Source organism: Neisseria sp. P0001.S005 (assembly GCF_051963715.1).
Map to the genome: position 1 here is coordinate 1 of NZ_JBQCTZ010000277.1, position 2,335 is coordinate 2,335.

Below are 2,335 nucleotides of genomic sequence, written 5' to 3' on the forward strand. Positions count from 1 at the left end.
GGCGCAAACCTAAACCACGAGCACATGCACGATGAGATTCAATTGTACCGATCAGGCTCTTAACCAATGTAACTTTAATCTTTTTTTGCTCAGTCATGGTTAGCTCCCAAAATATCTTCTACTGTCAAGCCACGTTTAGCAGCAATATCAGCAGGGGTATACAGTTTAGACAAACCGTCTAATGTAGCGCGTACAATATTGTAAGGATTAGTAGAACCATGTACTTTAGCTGAGATGTTATGGATCCCCATAGCATCAAATACTAAACGCATTGGACCACCAGCTTTTACACCACTACCTTCTTTAGCAGGTTGCATAAATACCTTAGTAGCACCATGACGACCAATAACCTCATGATGAATAGTACCATTTTTCAAAGGTACTTTAATCATAGAGCGTCGAGCTTGATCCATTGCTTTTTGAACAGCAACTGGTACTTCTTTTGATTTACCTTTGCCCATACCGATGCGACCATCACCATCACCAACAACAGTCAGTGCAGAGAAAGCCATGATACGGCCACCTTTAACTACTTTAGTCACACGATTAACTGCGACCATCTTTTCAATCAGTCCGTCACCGCGTTCTTCAATTTCATGTTTTGCCATCTGAAAGTCTCCAAATATTAGAAGCTTAAACCATTTTCACGTGCAGCTTCAGCCAAAGCTTTCACACGACCGTGATATTGGAAACCTGAACGGTCAAAAGCAACTTTTTCAACACCCACTGCTTTAGCTTTTTCAGCAATACGCTTACCAACTACAGCCGCTGCTTCAACGTTGCTACCTGATTTCAGGCTACTACGTACTTCAGCTTCCAATGTAGAGGCTTGAGCCAATACTTTATCACCTTCAGCACTAATTACTTGAGCATAAATATGATTATTGCTGCGGAACACACATAATCTTACCATTTTCAAGTCCGCAATACGCGCACGGGTTTTGCGTGCACGACGGAGTCGGGTTGTATGTTTATCCATTAGTGAACCTCAATTATTTTTTCTTGGCTTCTTTCATCACTACTACTTCACCTACATAACGAACACCTTTACCTTTATAAGGCTCAGGAGAACGGAATGCGCGAATTTCAGCAGCGACTTGGCCAACCACTTGTTTATCTGCACCAGTCAAAACGATTTCTGTTTGGCTAGGAGTTTGAACAGAAACACCTTCAGGCATTTCATATACGATTGGATGAGAGAAACCCAAAGACAAGTTCAAAACTTTACCTTGAGCTTGGGCACGATAACCCACACCAATCAATTGAAGTTTTTTCTCAAAACCTTCAGAAACACCCTTAACCATGTTATTAACCAATGCACGAGCAGTACCAGACATAGCATTAGCCTGTTTACTGTCATTTTTTGCAGCAAAAGTCAATTTACCATCGTTCAGTTCAATAGCAACATCGGAATGCAAAGGAAAAGACAATTCGCCGTTTTTACCTTTGATAACCAATGCATCTGTTCCGAATTTTACTTCTACACCAGCAGGAACAGTCACTGGGTTTTTTGCGACGCGTGACATTTACTTTTCTCCACTAGGCTACGATGCACAACAACTCACCACCGACACCCTCAGAACGGGCTTTGCGATCAGTCATTACACCTTTAGAAGTACTAACAATAGCGACACCCAGGCCATTCATTACGCTAGGGATCTCACTTGATGCTTTGTAAATACGCAAACCTGGACGTGAAACACGTTTAATTTGCTCAATCACAGGACGACCTGCATAGTATTTCAATTGAATTTCCAATACCGGTTTTGCATCAGCAGAAACCGCAAAATCCTCGATATAACCTTCTTCTTTCAAAACTTTTGCAATTGCACATTTCAGTTTAGAAGAAGGCATGGCAACTGCTGCTTTATTAGCACGTTGCGCATTGCGAATACGAGTCAACATATCGGAAATAGGATCATGCATACTCATTATTTATACTCCTATTACCAGCTAGCTTTAACAACACCAGGGATCTCGCCACGCATAGCGATTTCACGGATTTTAATACGGCCCAAACCAAATTTACGGAAAGTGCCACGAGGACGACCTGTTAAAGCACAACGACGACGTTGACGTACAGGTGCTGCATTACGAGGAATGGATTGAAATTTCAAACGTGCTTCAAAACGTTCTTCTTCAGTCGCATTAGCATCATTAATAACAGCGAAAATTGCCTCACGTTTAGCTGCAAACTTTTTCGCCAATGCTTGACGTTTCAGCTCACGATTAATAAGTGCTTTCTTAGCCATGATTATCCTTTAAACGGAAACTTGAACAGTGACAACAAAGCTTTCGCTTCTTCATCAGTTTTTGCAGTAGTTGTAATAGTAAT

At 41.5% G+C, this 2,335-nt stretch carries 6 protein-coding genes and 1 pseudogene; all 7 read right to left on the reverse strand.

Annotated features, from left to right (window positions below):
* Nucleotides 1-97 (reverse strand): uL30 family ribosomal protein (locus ACTHSP_RS18710; protein ID WP_440346659.1); only part of this gene is annotated, 97 nt, incomplete at its 3' end.
* Nucleotides 90-608 carry a 30S ribosomal protein S5 gene (gene rpsE, locus ACTHSP_RS18715; RefSeq protein WP_003684704.1) on the reverse strand — a complete coding sequence of 173 codons (519 nt, stop codon included), beginning with the start codon at nucleotides 606-608 and terminating at the stop codon, nucleotides 90-92. The genes ACTHSP_RS18710 and rpsE, both read right to left, overlap by 8 nt.
* Nucleotides 609-625: 17 nt before the next feature.
* Nucleotides 626-979 carry a 50S ribosomal protein L18 gene (gene rplR / locus ACTHSP_RS18720; protein ID WP_003749287.1) on the reverse strand — a complete coding sequence of 118 codons (354 nt, stop codon included), beginning with the start codon at nucleotides 977-979 and terminating at the stop codon, nucleotides 626-628.
* 13 nt (nucleotides 980-992) lie between these two features.
* Entirely contained in the window at nucleotides 993-1,526 is a 534-nt protein-coding gene (gene rplF, locus ACTHSP_RS18725; protein WP_004464590.1) for a 50S ribosomal protein L6, read from the reverse strand.
* Between the two features lie 13 nt (nucleotides 1,527-1,539).
* Complete coding sequence (gene rpsH / locus ACTHSP_RS18730) at nucleotides 1,540-1,932, reverse strand: 30S ribosomal protein S8 (RefSeq protein ID WP_003684738.1); 393 nt, start codon at nucleotides 1,930-1,932, stop codon at nucleotides 1,540-1,542.
* Between the two features lie 14 nt (nucleotides 1,933-1,946).
* Complete coding sequence (rpsN, locus tag ACTHSP_RS18735; protein WP_003684736.1) at nucleotides 1,947-2,252, reverse strand: 30S ribosomal protein S14; 306 nt, start codon at nucleotides 2,250-2,252, stop codon at nucleotides 1,947-1,949.
* A gap of 2 nt (nucleotides 2,253-2,254) precedes the next feature.
* Nucleotides 2,255-2,335, reverse strand: a pseudogene (locus tag ACTHSP_RS18740) (50S ribosomal protein L5); the annotation flags it as partial.

Bases quoted from the DNA above. Each gene is read 5' to 3' on its own strand.
- rpsE (WP_003684704.1), bottom strand. From the start codon at position 608: ATGGCAAAACATGAAATTGAAGAACGCGGTGACGGACTGATTGAAAAG.
- rplR (WP_003749287.1), bottom strand. From the start codon at position 979: ATGGATAAACATACAACCCGACTCCGTCGTGCACGCAAAACCCGTGCG.
- rplF (WP_004464590.1), bottom strand. From the start codon at position 1,526: ATGTCACGCGTCGCAAAAAACCCAGTGACTGTTCCTGCTGGTGTAGAA.
- rpsN (WP_003684736.1), bottom strand. From the start codon at position 2,252: ATGGCTAAGAAAGCACTTATTAATCGTGAGCTGAAACGTCAAGCATTG.
- rpsH (WP_003684738.1), bottom strand. From the start codon at position 1,932: ATGAGTATGCATGATCCTATTTCCGATATGTTGACTCGTATTCGCAAT.